The sequence below is a fragment of the Pannonibacter phragmitetus DSM 14782 genome, from assembly GCF_000382365.1.
GTDB classification, from domain to species: Bacteria; Pseudomonadota; Alphaproteobacteria; order Rhizobiales; family Stappiaceae; genus Pannonibacter; species Pannonibacter phragmitetus.
In genome coordinates this window covers 1-16,119 of the sequence record NZ_KB908230.1, presented here as the reverse complement: position 1 = coordinate 16,119, position 16,119 = coordinate 1, and the positions used below count along the sequence as shown (strand labels likewise).

The 16,119-nt window shown below is 65.3% G+C and carries 17 protein-coding genes; 12 read left to right on the top strand and 5 right to left on the bottom strand.

Going from position 1 to position 16,119, the window contains the following annotated elements; translation table 11 throughout:
• Positions 1–295: 295 nt before the first annotated feature.
• The 4 genes from H163_RS0117925 to hemC all read right to left on the bottom strand — a co-directional run bounded on the left by H163_RS0117925 (position 296) and on the right by hemC (position 5,627).
• Complete coding sequence (locus tag H163_RS0117925; RefSeq protein ID WP_019965996.1) at positions 296–2,065, bottom strand: heme biosynthesis protein HemY; 1,770 nt, start codon at positions 2,063–2,065, stop codon at positions 296–298.
• A 26-nt stretch (positions 2,066–2,091) separates the two neighbouring features.
• Positions 2,092–3,870: a COG4223 family protein gene (locus H163_RS23780; RefSeq protein ID WP_160118281.1), complete on the bottom strand. Its 1,779-nt coding sequence runs from the start codon at positions 3,868–3,870 to the stop codon at positions 2,092–2,094.
• Positions 3,871–3,996: 126 nt separating this feature from the next.
• Positions 3,997–4,695: a uroporphyrinogen-III synthase gene (locus H163_RS23775; protein ID WP_019965994.1), complete on the bottom strand. Its 699-nt coding sequence runs from the start codon at positions 4,693–4,695 to the stop codon at positions 3,997–3,999.
• A gap of 8 nt (positions 4,696–4,703) precedes the next feature.
• Positions 4,704–5,627: a hydroxymethylbilane synthase gene (gene hemC, locus H163_RS0117910; protein WP_026356015.1), complete on the bottom strand. Its 924-nt coding sequence runs from the start codon at positions 5,625–5,627 to the stop codon at positions 4,704–4,706.
• A gap of 186 nt (positions 5,628–5,813) precedes the next feature.
• On the opposite strand from hemC, the gene tsaD reads away from it, so the two are divergent.
• From tsaD to H163_RS0117850, 12 genes are all read left to right on the top strand, one after another.
• A complete protein-coding gene (gene tsaD, locus H163_RS0117905; protein ID WP_019965992.1) occupies positions 5,814–6,902 on the top strand; it encodes a tRNA (adenosine(37)-N6)-threonylcarbamoyltransferase complex transferase subunit TsaD in 1,089 nt (362 codons plus the stop codon).
• Between the two features lie 66 nt (positions 6,903–6,968).
• Positions 6,969–7,370 (top strand): antitoxin Xre/MbcA/ParS toxin-binding domain-containing protein, encoded by a 402-nt coding sequence (locus H163_RS24055; RefSeq protein ID WP_019965991.1) that lies wholly within the window; start codon positions 6,969–6,971, stop codon positions 7,368–7,370.
• Positions 7,371–7,373: 3 nt separating this feature from the next.
• Positions 7,374–7,898 (top strand): RES family NAD+ phosphorylase, encoded by a 525-nt coding sequence (locus H163_RS0117895; RefSeq protein ID WP_026356012.1) that lies wholly within the window; start codon positions 7,374–7,376, stop codon positions 7,896–7,898.
• Positions 7,899–7,997: 99 nt separating this feature from the next.
• A complete protein-coding gene (locus tag H163_RS23140; protein WP_040679195.1) occupies positions 7,998–8,447 on the top strand; it encodes an NUDIX hydrolase in 450 nt (149 codons plus the stop codon).
• A gap of 2 nt (positions 8,448–8,449) precedes the next feature.
• On the top strand, positions 8,450–9,454 hold the full coding sequence (locus H163_RS0117885) for an NAD(P)H-dependent glycerol-3-phosphate dehydrogenase (RefSeq protein ID WP_019965988.1): 1,005 nt from the start codon (positions 8,450–8,452) through the stop codon (positions 9,452–9,454).
• A 97-nt stretch (positions 9,455–9,551) separates the two neighbouring features.
• Positions 9,552–9,842 (top strand): YciI family protein, encoded by a 291-nt coding sequence (locus H163_RS0117880; protein WP_019965987.1) that lies wholly within the window; start codon positions 9,552–9,554, stop codon positions 9,840–9,842.
• A 2-nt stretch (positions 9,843–9,844) separates the two neighbouring features.
• Positions 9,845–10,270 carry an EVE domain-containing protein gene (locus tag H163_RS0117875; RefSeq protein WP_026356011.1) on the top strand — a complete coding sequence of 142 codons (426 nt, stop codon included), beginning with the start codon at positions 9,845–9,847 and terminating at the stop codon, positions 10,268–10,270.
• A 30-nt stretch (positions 10,271–10,300) separates the two neighbouring features.
• Positions 10,301–10,969: a class I SAM-dependent methyltransferase gene (locus H163_RS0117870; protein WP_019965985.1), complete on the top strand. Its 669-nt coding sequence runs from the start codon at positions 10,301–10,303 to the stop codon at positions 10,967–10,969.
• A gap of 166 nt (positions 10,970–11,135) precedes the next feature.
• Positions 11,136–12,302 carry a M20 aminoacylase family protein gene (locus H163_RS0117865; RefSeq protein WP_019965984.1) on the top strand — a complete coding sequence of 389 codons (1,167 nt, stop codon included), beginning with the start codon at positions 11,136–11,138 and terminating at the stop codon, positions 12,300–12,302.
• Between the two features lie 226 nt (positions 12,303–12,528).
• Positions 12,529–13,464 (top strand): threonine/serine dehydratase, encoded by a 936-nt coding sequence (locus H163_RS0117860; RefSeq protein ID WP_026356010.1) that lies wholly within the window; start codon positions 12,529–12,531, stop codon positions 13,462–13,464.
• 134 nt (positions 13,465–13,598) lie between these two features.
• A complete protein-coding gene (leuB, locus tag H163_RS0117855; protein ID WP_019965982.1) occupies positions 13,599–14,711 on the top strand; it encodes a 3-isopropylmalate dehydrogenase in 1,113 nt (370 codons plus the stop codon).
• Positions 14,712–14,816: 105 nt separating this feature from the next.
• On the top strand, positions 14,817–15,230 hold the full coding sequence (locus tag H163_RS0117850) for a hypothetical protein (RefSeq protein ID WP_019965981.1): 414 nt from the start codon (positions 14,817–14,819) through the stop codon (positions 15,228–15,230).
• A gap of 651 nt (positions 15,231–15,881) precedes the next feature.
• Here H163_RS0117850 and H163_RS23135 read toward each other — a convergent pair.
• Positions 15,882–16,119 (bottom strand): IS256 family transposase (locus H163_RS23135; RefSeq protein ID WP_026355861.1); only part of this gene is annotated, 238 nt, incomplete at its 5' end.

The following is a 16,119-nucleotide window of genomic DNA, read 5'->3' as shown; positions in this document are numbered from 1 at the left end:
GGCACCGCTTGGTGCGGTGGTGCGCGCTTGATAGCGGAGGCGGGGCGGGGATGCAAGAGCCTTTCTTGCAAGATTGTCACCGCCCTTCCCGCCTGTGGATGCTTCAGCATCCGCACGGCTCCGGGCGGCGTTTGACGGCCTGCTGGAGGCGGCAGCCGGGAAACGCGAAGGCTTTTGCCTCCCTTACAGGTCCCGGCCCAGAGGACAGCAGGGGGGCCGGGACGGCGCGGTGGGGAGGCGTTGCGCGTCTTCCGGCTGTCCGGGGCGGTGCTGCTGCCCCAGGACAGTCCCCGCCTCAGTTCACGAACTTCGGCTTGGGCAGAGGCACGTCGTCGGCGGCCTCCGGGCCCGGATCGTCCGGCAGGCGGGGGAAGGGATAGGCGGCGGCGTGGCGGACGGGGCTGCCCGCATTGTCCGGCGCCGGTGCATCCACCGGCTGGCTTGCCGCCGGGTTGATCACATCAACCGGCGCCACGGCTGCAGCAGAAGCCGGGGCGGAGGCAGGCTTGCCCGGCTGGGGAGCAGCAGCGCCGTTGACGGTTGCCGCAGCAGCCCCGGCAGGCTTTTCACCGGGCGTTTCCGCCAGTGTTGCGGCAGGCGTCGCAGCAGGCTCTGGCGTCAGGTCCATCACCGGCTCGCCTCCGGCTTCCGGCTTGGGCGAACGCACGGGCATATCGAAGGGGCCACTGGGACGCGCCGCCTCTGCGGCTGCCTCCTGCGGCGCGGCAAGGCCGGGGCGGTCGAACAGGGCCTCATCGGGCAGATCCAGCGCCAGCGCACCGGAGGGCGCGGGCGGCGTGTCCCAGACGAAGGCATCGAGCCGACCCGTGACCGGCGAAACCGGCGACCAGACGGAGGAAACCACGCCATCGGCAATCCATGCCTTGTCGAGGGGCGCGCGCACGGCGCGGGCCAGCCACTCGCGCATGCGGCCCTTGTCGCCGCTTTCGGCTTCTTCCAGATCCGCCATCAGCAGGAAGGCATTGCGGGTGGGCTCGGAGCGCAGCACCTTTTTCAGCTGGGCGCGGGCTTCGGCGAATTCGCGGGCATCCAGCGCCACACGGGCGATGGCAAGCGCGCCCTCCGCCGTGTTGGGGCGCAGCGCGGCCAGCGTCTTCACCCGCTTCAGCCGGTCGGCAGCGGCATCACCAATGCGGGCATGGGCATAGGCCTCGGCCAAGTCGGGATGCGGCGACAGGCGCCAGGTGGCTTCCAGCACCTTGGCCGCCTTGCGCACATCGCCCTTGCGGGTGGCAAGACGGGCGGTGACGGCTGCGGCAGGCACCAGATCTCCGGCCAGCCCATGCGCCTCACGGGCGAGCTGCATGGCCTGATCGGGATCGCTGTCCTCCAGCTCCAGTGCCCTTGCGGTCAGCAGCACGGCGCGCTGGCGCCGGTAGGCCGGCTTGCCGATGAGGCGGGCGGTGTAGTTCTTTTCCAGCGTGGCGATGGCAGCTTCCCAATCGGAAGCGACCGCCTGATAGCCCAGCACGGCCTTGCCGGCCCAGTCGAGGCTGGGCTGCGCCTTCAGCGCCTCTTCAGCATAATGGCGGGCCGCGGCAGGTGCGCCCTCACGCTCGGCCTCGATGAACAGGCCATGCAGGCCGAGAACGCGGGTGCGCGGATCTTCCAGCATGGTTTCAAAGCGGCGGCGCGCCTCATCCCGGTCACCGGACATCTGCGCGGCCTGCGCGATCAGCAATTGGGCGGCCGGTTCGCCGGGCAGCAGCTTGCAGGCCTCCAGGCCATGTTTGCGCGCCAGCTTCGCATTGCCCGTGCCCAGCGCCAGCAGGCCGGAGGACAGAGCCTGATAGCCCCTGTCACGGCGGCGGCGGCGGAAGAAGCGGCTGGCGATCTTCGGCGAGCGCAGCACGGTGAGCGCAAGCCAGACCGCCCCGAGGAACAATGCCAGCCCCACGATGACAACCACGGCCACGGTGGCCGGCGGCTGCTCCCAGATGTAGCCATTCCAGGTGACGGAGACCATGCCCGGAAGATCGGCGAGCCAGGCGAACCCGAGCGCGGCGGCGAACAGGGCGGCGAAGAAGACGAATACGCGGATCATGCCAGTCCTCCGGGCTGCGGGTCGGATCAGCTGCCCTTGCGGGCGAGGCTGGAGAGAACGTCCTTCGAAGTCTTTTCCGTAAGCACATCAACGGCCACACGGGCGCGGGCAGAAGCTGCCCAGTCCGCACCGGCCGTCTTTCCCGCCTCCGGCAGTTCGTCATAAGCGGCCAGCGCGGCAGGCAGATCCCCGGCAGAGACGGCATTTTCCATGCGCCGCAGGGAAGCTTCCGGCCCCTGCCCGCTGGCATCGCCCGGTCCGCGCACGGTGAAGATGGAGGCGGCGCTGGAGGTCAGGCTGCCAAGAATCGACCCGTCTTCGGCTGGCTTGGCAAAGGTGGCGTGGATTGCGCGGGCCACGGGCGCGAAGTCCGCCATCAGCTTCTGCTGCGGGGCAATGCCCTGTGCCGCATGGCTCTCCAGCAGGGCAATGTCCGTGCCTTCCGGCAGGCTGGCGCGCAGGGCGGCCAGTTCCGTCTCGAAGGGTTTGCCCGCATCCACCGCTGTCTTGAGCGCGGAAACGGCCACGGCGCGCGCTGCCATTTCACGGGCGGTGGCATCGCCCATGGTGGTTTCCACAGCGGCAAGGCGCTGGGTCAGCTCCCCGGCTTCGGCTTTCAGCGCATCCAGGGACCTGCGGCTCTCTTCCGTTGCCGCCGTCAGATCGGCAGACAGACTGGTCAGCGTGCCGGCATTGCGCCCCTGCGCATCCGAAACGGTGCGGATTGCCGCTTCGGTGCTGGTGGCCGCCGATTGCAGCGCGGCCAGAGAGGCTGACAGACTGTCGATGGCTTTCTGCATGCCGTCCAGACGGGCCATCAGCTGCGCATCAGGGGCCGGGGAGGAAGACGCGGGAGCTGGCTCGCCGCCTTCGGCAGGCGCTGCACCAGCCATGCCGTCCATCCTGCCACGCAGGGAATCAAGCTGGCTGGTCAAATCGGCAAGACGGGAAGATGTGTCACCGCGCAGGGCGTCAATGGTCTGGGTCAGGCGCGTGTCGAGGCTCGCCAGTTCCTCCGGGACGGGAGGCTGGGCATCGCCCTGTGCCTGACCTTCAGCCGGAGCCGCAGCCTGTAATTCGGCCAGGCGGCGCTCCAGCGTGTCGAGACGGGTGGCGTCCAGCGCCGCCTGTTCGGCAACCTCGGCACTGAGCCCGGCGCGCAGCGGCAGATAGCCTGCCAGATTGAGCCCGTAGCCGGCGCCGAACACGGCGGCGCTGACAAGCAGCGAAGCCGCCAGCGCACCACCGAAGCCGATGGAGGCAGCCGCCGGGCGGCGCGGCTGCGATGAGGACGGCGCCCGCTCGGCCTGAGCCGTGGCAGAAGACGAGGCGGATGAAGCGGCAGGCTCAGCGCCTTGCCCGGAAGCGCTGGGGCCTGCAGCATTCTGCGAAGCTGCGGAAGCAGCGGACGGCTTGGCGGCACCGGCCGCGCTCTGGCTGGCAGCAGCCGGGCTCGCCTGCGGCGTAGAGGCTGCGGATGCAGACTTGGCAGCCGCTGCCTCCTGAGCCGCCTTGGGGCTTGCAGAGGCGCCTGCCTGCGGAGCTGCGGCAGCGGTCCCGGCTTTCGGTGCTGACGGCTTTGCCGCGGCAGCCGGTTCGGCAACCGGCGCTTTTGCGTCACCCTTGGGGGTATCCACCTTGGGGGTATCCGCCTTGGGAGCCTCGCCCTTTGCGTCCACCTTCTCCGGCACCAGATCGATGGTCACCGGGCGGCGGGAGCCGCCTGCCGCGCTGGATGAAGATGCGCCGGTTGCAGATTCGGAGCCTTTGGCGCCCTGACCGGGCTTGTCCTTTTCGGAAACCATGACCTCTTCCTCCTGTGGCATGACCGGCTTCAGGGTCATCAACTATACACGATACCGGCAGGGCAGGAACCGCTGACCCGGCGTGACATGATGTCTGGCCGGGGGGGGAGCAGGCCACCCAGCCGGTTAACAGCGGTTTAAGGCGCGCAGGAACAGAGCCTCCTCGTCCGGCGTCTCCGCCCATTCCACAGGCCCCAGCGCCGTCAGCGGCGCCCCGGCCTTGGCCGACAGCGCCACCATGCGCGGCAGCATGGCGGGCGCAAGGCCGCGCAGCAGATTGGCACAGACCTCGGCGGAACGGGTGGAATAGGCGAGCAGAATGTCGATCTCGCCCTTTACCAGCGCCTCATTGACCTCATGTGGCCAGCTGGCGACCGGATCGGCCTGATAGACCTCGATCAGGCGGCAGCCGATCCCGGCGGCAGCAAGGTGCTTTTCCAGATCCCCCGAGCGGTCCCGCGCGCCAAAATAGAGAATGTCGCCACTTCCGTGGCAGGCCTCGATCAGGCGCGACAGGTCTTCCGCATCCCCATCGGCGCTCAGCACCGAGGTGAAGCCGAGCTCCCGCGCCGCTGCCGCCGTGCGTGCACCCACCGTATAGACGGCAAGGCGCGCCAGTTCCGGCAGCTGGCGGTGACCCACCAGCGCGCCGATGGCCTGCGAGCTGGTGATGGCCAGCGCATCGACTCCGTCGAGGTCGATCTCGTCCGGCGCACGGCGCACGATATCCAGCGCTGGCGCCTCGATCACCTCATGCCCCATGTCGCGCAGGCGCGCGGCGGTTCGGGCACAATGGGGATAGGGCCGGGTGACGAGAATGCGCATGAGGAACCTCAGTACCGGAAGAAGGCAGGACCACCGAGAGACTGCAGGATCTGACCCGCCTCGCAGCCAAGCTCGAAGGCATCATCAAGTCCGCCCTCGCGGGTGACGGCATGGTGCTCGCTTCCATCCGGGCGCAGGATAATGCCCCGGAAGCGCAGTCGGTTCCCGTCCACTTCCGCCAGCCCGCCAATCGGCGTGCGGCAGGACCCATCCAGCACCGCCAGGAAAGCGCGCTCGGCAGTGAGCCGGATTTCCGTGTCACGGTCATGAATGGGCGCGAGCAGCTTCAGCGTCGCCTCGTCATCGATGCGGCTTTCGATGCCGATGGCGCCCTGTCCGACTGCGGGAAGGAAGTCTTCCGTGTCGAGCAGGCTGGTGATGATATGCGCAAGGCCAAGGCGGCGCAGGCCGGCATGGGCCAGAAGCGTGGCATCCACCTGCCCCTCCTCCAGGCGCTTCAGCCGCGTCTGCACGTTGCCCCGGTACATCACCACCTCGATGTCCGGGCGCAGGCGCTTGATCATCGCCTGACGGCGCAGGGAGGACGAGCCCACCACCGCGCCCTGCGGCAGATCCATGAGGTGCTTGGCCTTGGGCGAGATGAAGGCATCGCGCACGTCCTCGCGCGGCAGAAAGGCCGTCAGCGCCAGCCCCTGCGGCAGAACGGTCGGCATGTCCTTGGAGGAATGCACGGCCAGATCGATGCGCTGCTCGATCAGGGCCTCTTCGATTTCCTTGGTGAACAGGCCCTTGCCGCCCGCTTCCGAGAGCGGCCGGTCCTGAATCTGGTCGCCCGAGGTCTTGATCACGACAATCTCGAAGTCGTCCTCCTTGAGGCCATGGGCGGCGGCGAGCCGGTCACGGGTTTCATGGGCCTGGGCGAGTGCGAGGGCACTGCCACGCGTTCCGATGCGCAAAGGTTTCGATTGCAAGACGAAGGATCCGGGTGCTAGGGGCTGACCATTGAATTCATGATGACAATAGGTTCTCTAGCGCCATTGTCCAAGGCGGCACAATCCCGGATTATACGGGATGGGCCGGATTAGGGCACCGGAGCACCTTTTGAGACACCGGCAACCCCGTGAAACCACGGCAGCCGCGACGGCGGGCAGGACCCAATGCTGACAGTTCTTGGCATCGAAACCAGCTGCGACGAAACCGCCGCTTCCGTGGTGCGCGGGCCGCAGGCGCCGGAAATCCTCTCCAACGTCATCCGCTCGCAGATTGACGAGCACACCGAATTCGGCGGCGTGGTGCCGGAAATCGCTGCCCGTGCCCATATCGCCGTGCTGGACCGGATCGTGGCCGAGGCCATGTCGGAAGCTGGCGTCAGCTTCGATGACATCGACGCAGTAGCAGCCACCGCAGGCCCCGGCCTCATCGGCGGGGTTATCGTCGGGCTGATGACGGCCAAGTCCATTGCCATGGCAGCCGGAAAACCGCTCATCGCCGTCAACCATCTGGAGGGGCATGCGCTGACAGCGCGCCTCACCGACCAGCTGGACTTCCCCTATCTGCTGCTGCTTGTTTCGGGCGGGCATACCCAGTTCCTGCTGGTCACCGGCATCGGCGCCTATGAGCGGCTGGGCAGCACCATTGATGATGCCATCGGCGAGGCCTTCGACAAGACCGCCAAGCTGCTCGGCCTGCCTTATCCGGGCGGCCCGGCGGTGGAGCGGATGGCCCTGCGCGGCGATGCCAGCCGCTTTGCCCTGCCCCGCCCGCTGATGGACCGGCCCGGCCTCGACATGTCCTTTGCCGGACTGAAGACGGCGCTGCGCACCACGGCGCAAAAGCTGCAGCCGGTGGACGAGCAGACCGTCTGTGATCTGTGTGCCGGGTTCCAGAAGGCGGTTGCCGATGTGCTCGCCATCCGCACCCGCGCAGCCCTTGCCCTGTTCCGCCAGCGTTTTGCCGGGGTTGAGCCTGTAATCGTCGTGGCAGGCGGTGTTGCCGCCAATGGCGAAATCCGCCGTGCGCTGACATCCGCCGCCGATGAAGCCGGAGCCCGCTTCATCGCCCCCCCTGCCCGCCTGTGCACGGACAATGCCGCCATGATCGCCTGGGCCGGGATCGAGCACATGGTGGAAGCCCGCCGCACGGGCGCTGCCCTTGACGGCATGTCCTTTTTCCCCCGCCCCCGCTGGCCTCTCGACGAGACCTCCGCCGGGCTGCTCGGCGCGGGAAAAAAGGGCGCGAAGGTGTGAAATACCCAGCGCTTGATGAAGCCCCGGAATGAGCGCAATATATCTGGGCTCGGAACGAGGTGCAGAATGGCAAAGGCGCAGGGCAGAACATCTGGAAGCAGCAAGGACGCTGCCAGCAATCGCATTGTAAGCGGCACGCGAAAGATTGTTCTTGGCACCGCCGGAGACAAGCCATTGCGTCAGGTCCTGCGCAAACTCCGCAACCTCAGAAGCGCACGGAAGGTCATTCTTATTGCCACGGATACGTCTTCCGATGCGTCCGTTGTTGAAGGCATTGATCTTGAGCGCAGAGACATTCTCGCCCGCATCGAAAGATGGGCCGGCGGAAAGGCAGAAGCTCTCCACTGGTACTGTTCACATCCCATTCCCGCCTTCGGTGACCGGACAGCGGAATCGCTCGTGAAAGCAGGACAGGCTACCGCCGTGCGGGACTATCTCGACAGCGTCGCCACCGGCTCATTTTCATAAGCCGTGCGGGTTCAGAGGGCATTCTTTCGAGGACATGACCCACGATGGGCATGGGCGCCCCTGTCTGGAGAAGGTGCAAAGCTTCATGGCGGACGCTGGAATGCTCCCGGCGTGCCAGCCCTATATCTCGCCTCGTCACTAGAAGGCGTCATCTGCGAGATGGCGCATGGCTTTTCGCACCGGATGGAACCTCTCACGCTCGTCCAGTATGATGTGGACTGTGAAGATATTCTGGACCTTCGAGATCCTGAAACGCAGAAGGCCCTTGGCATTCCGCTGGCGGATATGAGCGGGGCATGGATGCCGCCTCACGGCCAGAATTCCATTGCTCCCACATGGGACATTGCCGATGCGCTGATCGAGACTGGAACGGCAGGAATTCTCGTTCCCTCTTTTGCTCCGGGAGCGAAGCTGGAGCACTTCAACCTTGTGTTATGGCAATGGAGTGACACCCTGCCACACAAGGTCACTGTCTACGACCCACAGCGGAAACTGCCCATAGATCAGCAATCCTGGCGTCAGGATTGACCGTTTCCGGCCAACCGGCACATGCAGCACCCCGAAACCCGGTTCCCTTCGCGCACCGGACTTGCTAGGCAGGGGCGGTTTCGAAGGATGGATGCTGCCATGCAAGTGCGCCACAAGGCTTATGTCTACCTCACCTGCGGGCGCAAGCTGCTGGTATTTGCCCAGCCGGATCAGCCGGAAATCGGCCTTCAGGTGCCCGGCGGCACGCTGGATCCGGGCGAGAGCCACCTCATCGGCGCAAGACGCGAGTTCTTCGAGGAAACGGGGCTGACGCTGGACGGCGTTCTTGATCACCTCACGGACCAGGACCACGTGTTCGACAATGGCCGGGGGCGCGATCTGCACAAGCGCCGCCATTTTCACGCCACGCTGCCGGTGATTCTCAAGGACGAGTGGGAACACTACGAAATGACGCCGAGCGGCGGCGGCGATCCGATACGCTTCCGCCTGTTCTGGCAGGACCTGTTCACCGAGGTGGACCCTGCCGTGTTCTACGAGGGCTTCGGCGCACAAATCGGCCTGCTGCGGCAGCGCCTGCAAGGGAGATAGACATGGCCGGGATCGAGACCATTGCCGTTCTGGGTGGCGGTGCCTGGGGCACGGCGCTGGCGCTTTCGGCAGCCCGTGCGGGCCGGTCCGTCCTGCTGTGGGCCCGCGATCCCGCCCTTGTATCAGAAATCCGCGCCCGCCAGACCAACAGCGCCTATCTGCCGGGCGTCACCTTCGACGAGCCGCTGACGGCCACCGGCGATATCACCGAAGCGGCAAAGGCCGATGCCATCCTGCTGGTGACACCGGCGCAGACCACCCGCGCCGTGCTGACGCCGCTGGCTGGGCTTTTGCGCCCAGGCACGCCAGTGGTGCTCTGCTCCAAAGGCATCGAAAAGGGCACCGGCAACCTTCTCACCGACACGCTGGCCGAAGTGCTGCCGCAGGCTCATCCGGCCGTGCTGTCCGGCCCGAGCTTTGCCGCCGATGTGGCGCGCGGCCTGCCGACGGCCGTAACGGTTGCCGCCCGTGACGGCGCAATGGCTGATGCATTGGCGCTGGCGCTCGCCTCCGCCAGCTTCCGGCCCTATGCCTCGAGTGACCTCATCGGAACGCAGGTGGGCGGAGCGTTGAAGAACGTTCTGGCCATCGCCTGCGGTGCAGTGGCCGGGCGCAAGCTCGGCGCCTCGGCGCAGGCCGCTCTCACCGCACGCGGCTTTGCCGAACTGACGCGCCTGGGCCTTGCCATGGGTGCAAGACCGGAAACACTGACGGGCCTTTCAGGCCTTGGCGATCTGGTGCTCAGCTGCTCCTCCACACAGTCCCGCAACTTCAGCTTCGGCTACAAGCTGGGCGAGGGCCGCACGGCAGAAGAGCTGCTGAATGCGGGCGAGAAGCTGGCCGAAGGCGTATTCTCGGCTGAAATCGCCGTGGAACTGGGCGAGCGGCACGGGGTCGATCTGCCGGTCTGCAAGGTGGTGGCCGATGTGATCGCCGCCCGGCTGACCATTGACGAGGCGCTGAACCGGCTGATGAGCCGCCCGCTGCGGCGCGAGGCCGGAGCCTGACGCAGGCTGCCGCAAGATTTGCGTGAGCCCCGGCGATTTTGCCGCTTCATTCCACCGTCAAATGTTCTAACCTGCGGCACAAACAGGAGGTTCTTCCATGCTTTATGCCCTGATCTGCACCGACAAGCCCGGCGCCCTGCAGACGCGCCTCGACAACCGCCCGGCGCATGTGGAATTTCTCAAGGCCATGGGCAGCCGCCTGAAGGCGGCCGGTCCCTTTCTCGATGACGCCGGCAACATGACCGGCAGCCTCGTCATCATCGAAGCGGAGAACCGGGACGAAGCCCTCGCCGTTTCGCAGGAAGACCCCTATGCCCGCGCCGGCCTGTTTGCCTCCGTCGAAATCCGCCCGTGGAACTGGGTGATCAAGAACCCGGAGGCGCAGTGACCGTGAAATACTGGCTGATCAAGTCCGAGCCGGACGTCTGGTCCTGGGAGCAGCAGAAAGCCAAGGGCGCTGCGGGCGAGGAATGGACGGGCGTACGCAATTATCTGGCCCGCAACAACATGCGCGCCATGTCGCTGGGCGACCGGGCCTTCTTCTACCATTCCAACATCGGCAAGGAGATTGTCGGCGTGGCGGAAGTGTGCAGCGGCACCGCGCAGGACAGCACGACGGATGACCCGCGCTGGGATTGCGTGCATTTCCGCGCCGTCTGCGATGTGCCCAAGCCCGTCACCCTGGCCGCCGTCAAGGCCGAGCCGCGCCTTGCCCAGATGGCCCTCGTCACCTCCATGCGCCTGTCGGTGCAGCCGGTGACGGAAGAAGAATGGAAAGTGGTGTGCGAGATGGGCGGGCTCGATCCGAACGTCTGATTCCCTTTTCCCGCAGTTCAGGAGACCGGATTGACCGGCATTGCAGACCCGAAGCACTTCATCGAGACGAACACGGAAGTGCTCGCCGTCCCGCATGCCAGCGAAATCCGGCTCCACCTCGCCAGCGAAGCCATGGACCTGTGGCAGAAGACCGAGGATGAACTGGGCGAAATCGGCCTGCCGCCACCGTTCTGGGCCTTTGCCTGGGCAGGCGGACAGGCGCTGGCGCGCTATCTCCTCGACAATCCGGATCTGGTGCGGGGCAAGACGGTGACGGATTTTGCCGCCGGCTCCGGCATTGTCGGCATTGCTGCAATGCTGGCAGGCGCGGCATCGGTAACAGCCGTTGAAATCGACCGCTTTGCCATCGAGGCCATCCGCCTCAATGCGGCGCTCAACGGCGTCACGCTGGCCACGGAACTGGGTGACATCACCGGCACTCCGCCGCCGCAGACGGACCTGATGATCTGCGGCGATGTGTTCTACGAGCTGCCCATGTCGCGCAAGCTGATTGCCTGGCTCGACCAGCTGGACGAGGCCCGCACACTGATTCTCGTTGGCGATCCGGGCCGGTCCTATCTGCCGAAGGAAAGGCTGGAGCATCTGGCCACCTATACGGTGCCGGTGATCCGCAGCCTTGAGGATTCGGAAGTGAAGAAAACCAGCGTCTACCGCTTCCGGCCAGCGTTGGGAGCCTGATACAAAGGCGCCTGCGAACAGCCTCTGCTGCAACGCCGCATAAAGCAGCTTGCGCTTTTTGCAGGCAACCCCTCCTATAGAGATCCCTTTCCGCCAGACCATTCTGGCAAGAACACCTGCTTTGCCGGCCAGACCCGGCCGTACCTAGTCCCCCGAGGAGCCTTCCATGCCGGTCGTCAACCGTATTGCCGATCTTGCCGATGAAATCGCCAGCTGGCGCCGTGATTTCCATGAGAACCCGGAGATCATGTACGAGACAGTCCGCACGGCCGCCAAGGTGGCTGACCTGCTGCGCAGCTTCGGGCTGGACGAGGTGGTGACCGGCATTGGCAGGACCGGCGTTGTCGGCGTGATCCGGGGCAAGAACGGCGGCGCTGGCCGGGTGATTGGCCTGCGCGCCGACATGGACGCCCTGCCCATCGCGGAGATGACCGGCCTGCCCTATGCGTCGAAAACGCCGGGCAAGATGCATGCCTGCGGCCATGACGGCCACACCTCCATGCTGCTGGGCGCCGCGAAATACCTCGCCGAAACCCGCAACTTCAACGGCACGGCGGTGGTCATCTTCCAGCCGGCCGAAGAGGGCGGCGCAGGCGCCAAGGCGATGATCGACGACGGGCTGATGACCCGATGGTCCATTGACGAGGTCTACAGCCTGCACAATCTGCCCGGCCTGCCGGTGGGCGAGTTTGCCATCCGCAAGGGGCCAATCATGGCTGCAACCGATGAGTTCCGCATCACCATCACCGGGCGCGGCGGCCATGCGGCCAAGCCGCATGAGACGGTTGATCCGATCATCGTTGGCACCCAGATCGTCAGCGCCCTGCAGACCATCGCCAGCCGCGCGGTCAATCCGCTCGATTCGGTGGTCGTCTCCGTCACGATCTTCGAGGCAGGCACAGCCTTCAACGTCATTCCCGAAACGGCAACCCTGCGCGGCACCATCCGCAGCCTGACTGATGCCACACGCGATCTGGCGGAGAAGCGCCTGAACGAGATCGTCAACGCCCTGTGCACCGCCTATGGCGCAACGGCCGAGATCGAGTTCCGCCGCGGCTATCCGGTCACCGCCAACCACGATGACCAGACGGACTTTGCCGTCAGCGTGGCCGAGGAGATTGCCGGGCCTGACCGTGTGCAGAAGGAGACCGAGCCGATGATGGGCGGCGAGGACTTCTCCTACATGCTGCTGGAGCGGCCGGGCGCCTACATCTTCGCAGGCAATGGCGACAGCGCCAGCCTGCATCACCCGCGCTACAACTTCAATGACGGGCTGATCCCGTCAGGAAGCTCCTATTTCGTGCGGCTGGTGGAAAAGGCTCTCGCCGCCTGATCCTGCCGCGCATCTGACATCGCTTGCACAGGCTCCGGAAGCGCCGGAGCCTGTAGGTGGCCGTGGACGAAGCAGGGTCGGCAGGCTGACGGCTCATGCCGCTTCTTCGGAAAGCTTCTGAAAAGCTTCCCCTGTCATCCTTATGGATCATGCTGTCATTCTCTTCTGGCAGGCAGCCAAAGAGTTTTTTATGGTGGCGGAAGATAATGGAACACCGGGGCCCATCATGCTCGTGACTGCTGCAGCCATTGAGGCTGCCTATGATCGAATTACGCCCCATATCCGCGTCACGCCAGCTCTGCAGCTCAGATCCGGAGATCTCGGCCTTCCGGCGGGCGTTTCCCTGAAGCTCGAATCCCTGCAGCACAGCGGTTCCTTCAAGGCGCGCGGAGCTTTCAACACGCTGCTGAGCACGGACATTCCGGCGGCCGGCATTGCTGCCGCGTCGGGCGGCAATCATGGTGCGGCAGTTGCCTATGCCGCCCGCAGCCTCGGTATTCCTGCGCGGATTTTCGTGCCGGAGCTCGCAACCCCTTTCAAAAAAGCCAAGATCCGCAGCTACGGCGCAGGCCTGGAGATCACCGGGTCCACCTATGCCGAAGCGCGGGAAGCCTGCAGCGCCTATGAAACCCGTACAGGGGCGATGGACATTCACGCCTATGCCGCTGCGGAGACCATCATCGGACAGGGTACTGCAGCTCTGGAATGGGACGGGCAGACCAAAGGGCTCGACACGCTGCTCATTGCAGTGGGCGGTGGCGGCCTGATCGCCGGCATGGCCACATGGTTTGCCGGAAAGACCCGCATCATCGGCGTGGAAACCGAAGGCTGCCAGACCATGAAGGCCGCGCTTGAGGCTGGGGAGCCGGTTGACGTGCCGGTCTCCGGCAGTGCGGTGGACAGCCTCGGCGCACGCCGCGCGGGGGATCTCACCTATGCCATTTGTGCGCGCTGCGTCGAGCGGGTCGTCACCGTCAGCGACGAAGAGGTGATGGCCGCACAGCAGCGGCTCTGGCTGGGGCTGCAGCTGGTGGCAGAACCGGGCGGCGCAGCAGCCTTCGCAGCGCTGCTGTGTGGTGCCTATGTGCCCCAGCGGGGCGAGCGCACCGGCATCCTGCTGTGCGGCGGCAACATGGATCCTGCGGGACTGACCGCCCACTGACGCGCATGCCGCCTCTCACTTGATCAAAAGCTCAGCCTCGCTTGAACTCTTGCCGCGCGCCTTCGCCTTGAAAAGGCAGCCTCAAGCCGCTAACCCAAGGGCCAGAGCAATTTTCAAAAACGGGATGGACACCCATGGCAACTCACAAGCTTCTTCTTCTGCCCGGCGACGGCATCGGCCCGGAAATCATGCCCGAGGTGAAGAAGATCATCGCCTGGTTCAACGCACGCGGCACGGACACGTTTGAGACCGAGGAAGGCCTCGTCGGCGGCTGCGCCTATGATGCGCATGGCCAGTCCATTTCCGAAGGCGACATGGCCAAGGCCATGGCTGCCGATGCCGTGATCTTTGGCGCCGTCGGCGGCCCGAAGTGGGACAAGGTGCCTTACGAAGTGCGCCCGGAAGCAGGCCTTCTGCGCCTGCGCAAGGACATGCAGCTTTTCGCCAACCTGCGTCCGGCCATCTGCTATCCGGCGCTGGCTGGCGCTTCCTCGCTGAAGCGCGATGTGATCGAGGGTCTCGACATCCTGATCCTGCGCGAGCTGACGGGCGGCGTCTATTTCGGCGAGCCGAAGACCATCACCGACCTTGGCAACGGCCAGAAGCGCGCCATCGACACGCAGGTCTATGACACCTACGAAATCGAGCGCATCGCCAAGGCCGCCTTCGAGCTGGCCCGCACCCGCAAGGGCAAGGTCACCTCAATGGAAAAGCGCAACGTCATGAAGTCGGGCGTGCTCTGGAACGAAGTGGTCACCGCCACCCACAAGAACGGCTATGAGGACGTGCAGCTGGAGCACATGCTTGCAGACGCCGGCGGCATGCAGCTCGTGCGCTGGCCGAAGCAGTTCGACGTCATCGTCACCGACAACCTGTTCGGCGACATGCTGTCCGACGTGGCCGCCATGCTGACCGGCTCGCTCGGCATGCTGCCGTCCGCCTCGCTCGGCGCTCCCGATGCCGCCACCGGCAAGCGCAAGGCGCTGTATGAGCCGGTGCACGGCTCCGCCCCGGACATCGCCGGCACGGGCGCTGCCAACCCGATCGCCATGATCGCCTCCTTCGCCATGGCCCTGCGCTACTCCTTCGAGAAGGTTGCGGAAGCGGACATGCTGGACAAGGCCATCGCCAATGCGCTGGACAAGGGCCTGCGCACCCGCGACATCGCCTCGGAAGGCACCACCGTCATCGGCACGTCCGCCATGGGCGATGCCATCGTGGCCGAGCTGAACGCGCTCAGCGCCTGATCTGAATACCAACCGGTCATAAGGCCGCCGCTTGCCATGCGCAGGCGGCGGCCTTATGCATTGCGCCCCAACCAGAGGCACACTCCAGTCGAAAGGCACGGCAACATGGCCAAGGAAAAACCGTTTCTCGGCACCTGGATCCTCGATGTGGAGGAAAGCGACTTCGAGCAGGGCGAGCCGCCGCGCTCGGCCACCTTGCGCATCGAAGACGATTTCGGCGTGCTGACCTTCACGATGAACACCGTGTCGGCCAATGGCGAAGTCACCAACGACAGCTTCACCGCCATGCCGGACGGCCCGCCGATCCGCCTTGGCAAGAGCGGACTGGCCGATTCCATGCGTCTCGGATTTGCGACCGAGCGCAATCTCGTCTCCGAAGCCAAGCGCGACGGCGTCACGCTGATGAAGGCGGAGCGCGAACTTTCGGAAGACGGCCGCACGCTGACCGTCACTCAGACTGTCCTGCTGCCCGGCGCCGTCACCAGCCGTAACATCTCCGTCTACCGCCGCTCGCAGTAAAGCCACCCCTCAATGAGCCTCATACCAAGGCTTTCGATGCTGACGCATCACGCCTTGAAAATGCTCAAGCGCCGCACGGGCTTAACCAATGCTCGATGAGTCAAGCTCATCGAGCATTGGTTTCACTCATTGAGGGGTGTTAAAGCCAGCGCAACTCAGAACAAAAAGTGAAAATCCGGTCAAGCAGCCGCTTGACTGGATCAAACTCTTCTGGAATCAATAGGAACATAGGAAGAACAAAATCTAGACGACGAGCCGGAACGCCAACCGGCCCATTCAGCGCCAGTCTGGAGGGAGGCTCCCTATCCGCACATGGTTTGCGCCCGGCACACAGCCGGGCACAGTCAGGCATTCTGGCAGGATCCCCGCCTGCACGAGTGCCGCAGGCCATGCCGCACCTGCCCGCAGACGCAGCAGGCAACAGCGCCCGCATCCTGCCCCGGGTGCCTTGGCGCTCGCCTTCTGCTCCGCCTTTCCGCCCAGCGCCTCGGGCCGGAAAGGCGGGCGGCCGGGCATTCCAGAAATTCGCTATGAACGCATGCGCTATGGGCAGGCGGCGGCCAGCCCGTGCAAGCGTCTCACCAGCGGCATGGTCCAGTGATAACGGGTCGTGTGCGTCAAGTTCTGCAATTTGGGCGGCCATGAATCTGGTCATGCTGCTTTTCGGAGTTGGAGCTTTTTGTGCTCCTTGAGATCGTCCATGTTGATGTAGCGGTTGGCCTCCATCCAGTTTTCGTTGGTTTCGACAGCTAGGGCCCTGACGAGGCGCAGGCAGCTTTCGGTGTTGGGGAAGATGCGCACGACATAGGTTCGGCGTCTTATCTCCTCGTTGAGGCGCTCGAGCATGTTGGTCGACTTCAGATGCTTGTGGTGCTGGCGCGGCAGCCGG